This is a genomic window from Microbacterium sp., from assembly GCF_047606385.1.
In the GTDB taxonomy this organism is placed as follows: Bacteria; Actinomycetota; Actinomycetes; order Actinomycetales; family Microbacteriaceae; genus Microbacterium.
Map to the genome: position 1 here is coordinate 1 of NZ_JASGEL010000036.1, position 6,222 is coordinate 6,222.

The 6,222-nt window shown below is 72.1% G+C and carries 7 protein-coding genes; 6 read left to right on the forward strand and 1 reads right to left on the reverse strand.

What is annotated here, in order from left to right; all coding sequences use genetic code 11:
• From recO to QM626_RS04210, 3 genes are all read left to right on the forward strand, one after another.
• Positions 1 to 267 (forward strand): DNA repair protein RecO (recO, locus tag QM626_RS04200; RefSeq protein ID WP_415074297.1); only part of this gene is annotated, 267 nt, incomplete at its 5' end.
• The gene (locus QM626_RS04205; protein WP_415074299.1) at positions 264 to 1,073 is read left to right on the forward strand and encodes an isoprenyl transferase; all 810 of its coding nucleotides are present in this window, start codon (positions 264 to 266) and stop codon (positions 1,071 to 1,073) included. The genes recO and QM626_RS04205, both read left to right, overlap by 4 nt.
• A gap of 28 nt (positions 1,074 to 1,101) precedes the next feature.
• Complete coding sequence (locus tag QM626_RS04210) at positions 1,102 to 1,791, forward strand: DsbA family oxidoreductase (protein WP_415074301.1); 690 nt, start codon at positions 1,102 to 1,104, stop codon at positions 1,789 to 1,791.
• A gap of 1 nt (position 1,792) precedes the next feature.
• Here the strand turns inward: QM626_RS04210 and QM626_RS04215 are convergent, their stop codons facing one another.
• The gene (locus QM626_RS04215; protein ID WP_415074303.1) at positions 1,793 to 2,296 is read right to left on the reverse strand and encodes a glutathione peroxidase; all 504 of its coding nucleotides are present in this window, start codon (positions 2,294 to 2,296) and stop codon (positions 1,793 to 1,795) included.
• A 57-nt stretch (positions 2,297 to 2,353) separates the two neighbouring features.
• Between QM626_RS04215 and dusB the strand changes: the two genes are divergently transcribed.
• The 3 genes from dusB to dnaG all read left to right on the forward strand — a co-directional run.
• Positions 2,354 to 3,511: a tRNA dihydrouridine synthase DusB gene (gene dusB, locus QM626_RS04220; protein WP_415074305.1), complete on the forward strand. Its 1,158-nt coding sequence runs from the start codon at positions 2,354 to 2,356 to the stop codon at positions 3,509 to 3,511.
• Positions 3,483 to 4,856, forward strand: coding sequence for a deoxyguanosinetriphosphate triphosphohydrolase (locus tag QM626_RS04225; RefSeq protein WP_415074307.1), 1,374 nt, complete (start codon positions 3,483 to 3,485; stop codon positions 4,854 to 4,856). Before dusB ends, QM626_RS04225 begins: the two co-directional genes overlap by 29 nt.
• A partial coding sequence (gene dnaG, locus QM626_RS04230) for a DNA primase (RefSeq protein WP_415074309.1) occupies positions 4,856 to 6,222 on the forward strand: 1,367 nt, incomplete at its 3' end. The genes QM626_RS04225 and dnaG, both read left to right, overlap by 1 nt.

A 6,222-nucleotide genomic window follows, 5' to 3' on the forward strand; every position in this document is an offset into this window, starting at 1 on the left:
GCCCGCTGCGGCGCGCCGGGCCCGCACCGGTGGTTCGTCGCGCAGGCCGGCGGCACCGTCTGCGACGCCTGCGCGCCGGCGGGCTCCGCCCGGGTCGAGCCCCCGACGTCGTCCCTGCTGCGGGCGCTGCTGGCGGGCGACTGGGAGGCGGTGGACGCCGCCTCCGCCTCGGCGTCCGCGAGCGCGTCCGGCCTCATCGCCGCCTATGCGCAGTGGCACCTCGAGCGCGGCATCCGCTCGCTCGCACAGATGGAGATCGCCCGGTGAGTCCCAAGCCCTTCACCCACAAGGACGCGGTGCCGTACCGCCCGGTCGACTGGACCGGCGAGTACCCGCCGGCGTTCGGCCGCGGCGCGGTGCCGGGCCACGTCGCGATCGTGATGGACGGCAACGGCCGCTGGGCGAACCGGCGGGGGCTCACCCGTGTCGAGGGCCACAAGGCGGGGGAGGCGGCGCTGCTGGACGTCGTGGCGGGCGCCATCCAGGCGGGCGTCAGACACCTCAGCGTCTACGCGTTCTCGACCGAGAACTGGAACCGTTCGCCCGACGAGGTGCGCTTCCTCATGGGGTTCAACCGCGACGTGCTGCACCGTCGGCGCGACCAGCTGAACGAGTGGGGCGTCCGCGTGCGATGGGCCGGCCGCAAGCCGCGGCTGTGGGGCTCGGTCATCACCGAGCTGCAGTACGCCGAACAGCTCACCCGTGACAACGACGTGCTGACGCTGACGATGTGCGTGAACTACGGCGGCCGGATCGAGCTCGTCGACGCGATGCGCTCGATCGCCGACGACGTCGCGGCCGGGCGCCTGAGGCCGAGCGCGGTGTCGGAGAAGCTGGTGCGGCGGCGCCTGTACCAGCCCGACATGCCGGACGTCGACCTGTTCGTCCGCTCCAGCGGCGAGCAGCGCACCTCGAACTTCCTGCTGTGGGAGTCGGCGTACGCCGAGTTCGTGTTCCTGGACACGCTGTGGCCGGACTTCTCCCGCCGTGACCTGTGGCACGCCATCGAGCTGTACCGCGATCGCGACCGGCGCTTCGGCGGCGCGGTCGACGCGCCCGCCGCCGCGGAATAGCGACACCGCGGCGGCGGTTGGTCCCGGTATGACCGACCCGATCCGAATCGACGTGTGGAGCGATGTGGCGTGCCCCTGGTGCTACATCGGCAAGCGGAACCTGGAGGCCGGCCTGGCGGCGGCATCCGATGACGACGACGCGCCGCAGGTCGAGGTGACCTTCCACTCCTACGAGCTGTCGCCCGACACGCCCCCCGACTACGAGGGCACCGAGGTCGACTACCTGGTGCAGCGCAAGGGCATGGCGCCGGCCCAGGTGCAGCAGATGTTCACGCATGTCACCGGCGTCGCCGCGCAGGCGGGCCTGGAGTACCACTTCGAGACGGTGCAGCCGGCGAACACCGTGAAGGCGCACGAGCTGCTGCACTTCGCGAAGGAGCAGGGCCGTCAGCACGAGATGAAGGAGCGGCTGCTGGCCGCGCACTTCGTCGAGGGGCGCCATGTCGGTCGCGTCGACGATCTCGTCGACCTCGCCGCGGAGGCGGGCCTGGACGCCGCGGCCGCCCGCGACGCGCTGGAGTCCGAGCGCTACCTGGAGGCGGTGCGCACCGATCAGCGGCAGGCCGCGGCCTACGGCATCACCGGCGTGCCGTTCTTCGTCATCGACGGCAAGTACGGGGTCAGCGGCGCGCAGCCGCCGGAGGCGTTCACGCAGATCGTGCGCCAGGTCTGGCCCGAGCACACGGCCGACGAGTCCACCATCGCCGAGACCGCCTGACTCAGGCGGGGAGGGCCGCCTCGATCACCGAGACGATCTCCGGCGCGTCGGGCTTGGTCTGCGGACGGAAGCGGTGCAGCTCGCCCGAGGGCGTGAGCACGAACTTCTCGAAGTTCCACAGGACCGGTCCCTTCGCGCCCTCGACGTTCTTCGTCTTCTTCAGCGCCTTGTAGAGGGGCGCGGCGTGCGAGCCGTTGACCTTGACCTTGTCCATGACCGGGAACGAGACGCCCCACGTCGTCGAGCAGTACTCGAGGATCTCCTCCATCGAGCCGGGCTCCTGGCCCATGAACTGATTGCAGGGGAACCCGACGACCTGGAACCCGCGATCGCCGTAGGTGCGCTGCAGCTGCTCGAGCTGCTCGTACTGCGGAGTCAGCCCGCACTTCGAGGCGACGTTGACGACGAGCACCACCTTGCCGTCGAAATCCGCGAGGGTCGTGGTGCCGCCGTCGGCGGTCTCGAAGGGGATGGATCGCAGGTCGGGAGAGGATTCCGCGGGCATGTCCCCAGGGTATGCCCGCGCACGCCGTCGTGCGGCCGGTTCTGGGAGAATGGCAGGGTGACTGTCACCCTCGCCGAACGCCCCGCGCTGCGCATCGGCCCGATCGCGGCGGACGTGCCGGTCGTGCTGGCCCCCATGGCCGGCATCACCAACACGGCGTTCCGGCGGCTGTGCCGCGAGTACGGCGCCGGCCTGTACGTCAGCGAGATGATCACCTCGCGCGCCCTCGTCGAACGCAACGCCACCACGATGCGGCTGATCCGCCACCACGAGTCCGAGACCCCCCGCTCGATCCAGCTCTACGGCGTCGATCCGGCCACGATCGGCGCCGCGGCGAGGCTGCTCGCCGACGAGGACCGAGCCGACCACATCGACCTGAACTTCGGCTGCCCGGTGCCCAAGGTCACCCGCAAGGGCGGCGGCTCGGCGCTGCCCTGGAAGACCGGCCTGTTCGAACAGATCGTGCGCGCCGCCGTGGCCGGCGCCGGCCACATCCCGGTGACCGTCAAGATGCGCAAGGGCATCGACGACGATCACCTCACCTTCCTGGAGGCGGGCCTGCGAGCCCAGGACGCCGGGGCCGCCGCCGTCGCGCTGCACGCCCGCACGGCGGCCCAGTTCTATTCCGGTCAGGCGGACTGGAGCGCTATCGCCGCGCTGAAGCGGACCGTCACCGACATCCCGGTGCTCGGCAACGGCGACATCTGGAGCGCCGCCGACGCCGTGCGGATGATGGCCGAGACCGGGTGCGACGGCGTGGTCGTCGGGCGCGGGTGCCTCGGCCGGCCCTGGCTGTTCGGCGATCTGGCACGCGCGCTCGGCGGCGAGGGCGCCGCCCCCGTGGACGCGACCCTCGGTTTCGTGGCGCGCGCGTTCCGGCGCCATGCGGAGCTGCTCGTCGAGTTCTTCGAGGACGAGGGGCGCGGATGCCGCGACATCCGCAAGCACGTCGCGTGGTACTTCAAGGGCTACCCCGTCGGCGGCGACACGCGCGCGGCGCTCGCGACGGCAGCCACGCTCGCCGAGATCGACGACCTGCTCGCCACGCTCGACCTCGACGCGCCGTACCCGGGCGCGGCCGCCGAAGGCCAGCGCGGCCGGGCCGGCACCCCCAAGCGGCCGGCGCTGCCGGACGGCTGGCTCGACTCCCGCGACGTCGCCGTCGCGGAGTCGTGCGCGCTGGCGGATGCGGAGCTGGACACCAGTGGCGGCTGATCCCGGCTCCGGGCGCGCCGACGGGTACGAGTCGGCGGCCACCGAGCGGTTCCACCCCGAGACCCACCGGTCCCGGCGCGACGACTTCGCCCGCGACCGGGCACGCGTGCTGCACTCCGCGGCGCTGCGGCGGCTGGCGGCCAAGACGCAGGTGCTCAGCCCGGCCTCCCCGGCCGACTTCGCCCGCAACCGGCTCACCCACTCGCTCGAGGTCGCGCAGGTCGGCCGGGAGCTGGCGACGGCCCTCGAGCTGTCACCGGACGTGGTCGACACGGCCTGCCTCAGCCACGACCTGGGCCATCCCCCGTTCGGGCACAACGGGGAGCGGGCCCTCAACGACTGGGCCGAGGAGATCGGCGGCTTCGAGGGCAACGCACAGACCCTGCGCATCCTCACCCGGCTCGAGCCGAAGGTGATCGACGGCTTCGGCCGCAGCCACGGGCTGAACCTCACACGGGCGAGCCTGGACGCGACGTGCAAGTATCCGTGGACGGCGGCGAACCCGGTCCCGGACCCCGGCGGCCGGCTCAAGTACGGCGTGTACGCCGACGACGAGGACGTGTTCCGGTGGATGCGGGAGGACGCGCCGGGACGCGTGCGCTGCATCGAGGCCGAGGTCATGGACCTCTCGGACGACATCGCGTACTCGGTGCACGACTTCGAGGACGCGGTGGTCAACGGCTACCTCGACCCGCGGCGACTGAGCGATCCGCGGGAGCACGCCGCCATCCTCACCGCGATCCAGACCTGGGTGGGCTACGACTTCACCCGCGAGGAGCTGGAGGACGCCCTGTTCCGGCTCATGCGCCTGCCGGAATGGATCGTCTCGTTCGACGGCAGCCGGGCGGCCCTCGCGCGGCTGAAGAACCTCACGAGCGACCTCATCGGCCGATTCGCGCGCGCGGCGACGGCCGCCACGCGCGAGGCCTATGACGCGCCCTCGCTCATCCGCTACCACGGGCACGTCGTCGTGCCGAGAGTCGTGGAGGCGGAGATGGCGGTGCTCAAGGGCACCATCGGCGCCTTCGTGGTCTCGATCGAGGGTCGCAAGCCGCTCTACAAGGAGCAGCGCCGGGTGCTCAAGCAGCTCGCGACCGCGCTCTGGGAGGCGCCGGGAAACCTCGACGCGATCCATGCCGAGGACTTCGCCCATGCGCCCACCGAGGAGGCCGGACGGCGCGTGATCGTCGACCAGGTCGCGAGTCTCACGGACCGCTTCGCGATCGCCTGGCACAGTCGGCTCGTGGGCAACGTCGACCTCTCGACGCTCGGCATCTGGGTGCCGGGCGGCCGGGGCATCCACCCCGGCTCCTACGCGCTGCCCGAGCCGCTCGAGGGGCTGTGATGGCCGGACGCATCTCGCAGGCCGACGTCGAGGAGGTCAAGGCCCGCACCAACATCGCCGACATCATCGGCGAGCGCATCGCGCTCAAGCCCGCCGGCGTCGGCTCGCTGAAGGGCCTCTGCCCGTTCCACGACGAGCGCAGCCCCAGCTTCCATGTGCGCCCCCAGGTCGGCTTCTACCACTGCTTCGGCTGCGGCGAGTCGGGCGACGTGTACACCTTCCTGCAGCGGATGGACCATCTGTCGTTCGCGGAGGCGGTCGAGCGTCTCGCGGGCCGGGTCGGCGTGACCCTGCACATGGAGGAGGGGGGCGTCGCGCGCGAGACCTCCGGTCGCGCCCGCCTGTACGAGGCGAACGGCGCGGCGGCGGAGTTCTACCGCGCGCAGCTGATGACGCCCGAGGCGGAGACAGCGCGCCGATTCCTGGGGGAGCGCGGCTTCGACGCCGGTGCCGCGGCGCACTTCGGCGTCGGCTACGCGCCGAAGGGCTGGTCGGGGCTGCTGGACGCGCTCACGGCGAAGGGGTTCACGCGCGAGGAGCTGACCACCGCGGGCCTGCTCTCGCAGGGCCAGCGCGGCGTGTACGACCGGTTCCGCGGGCGTGCGATCTGGCCCATCCGGGACGTCACCGGGCAGGTCATCGGGTTCGGAGCCCGCCGGCTGCACGACGACGACCAGGGGCCGAAGTATCTCAACACGCCCGAGACGCCGATTTACAAGAAGGCGCAGGTGCTCTACGGGCTCGACCTGGCCAAGCGCGACATCGCGCGGGGCGAACCGCCGCGGGTCGTCGTCGTCGAGGGCTACACCGACGTGATGGCGTGCCATCTCGCCGGCGTCACCACGGCTGTCGCGACCTGTGGCACGGCGTTCGGCGCGGAGCACATCACCGTGCTGCGCCGCATCCTGGGCGAGAACGCGGCGGCCGAGATCGTGTTCACGTTCGATCCGGACGCCGCGGGCCAGAAGGCGGCCGTGCGCGCCTTCACGGAGGCCCGCACCCTCAACGCGACCAGTTTCGTCGCCGTCGGTCCCGAAGGGCTCGACCCGTGCGATCTGCGGTTGGCCCGCGGGGACGCCGCGGTGGCCGCGATGATCGAGGCGAAAGCCCCCATGTTCGAGTTCATGATCGACCAGCGGCTCGGCGGACTCGACCTCGGCACCGTCGAAGGACGGCTGCGCGGGCTGCAGCTGACCGCGCCGCTGCTGGCGGACATCCGCGACGCCCCGCTGCGGCACCGCTACGAGCACCTGCTGGCGAGGCGGCTGGGGGAGGACCTCGCCGAGGTGCGTCGCGAGGTCGAGCGCGCGGCACGCCGCGAGGCCACGGCATCCGGTCGCGCGCCCTCCCGCGGCGCGGAGCCCGC

Coding starts and splice junctions, on each gene's coding strand:
- QM626_RS04210 (WP_415074301.1), top strand. CDS start 1,102: ATGACCGACCCGATCCGAATCGACGTGTGGAGCGATGTGGCGTGCCCC.
- QM626_RS04215 (WP_415074303.1), bottom strand. CDS start 2,296: ATGCCCGCGGAATCCTCTCCCGACCTGCGATCCATCCCCTTCGAGACC.
- QM626_RS04225 (WP_415074307.1), top strand. CDS start 3,483: ATGCGGAGCTGGACACCAGTGGCGGCTGATCCCGGCTCCGGGCGCGCC.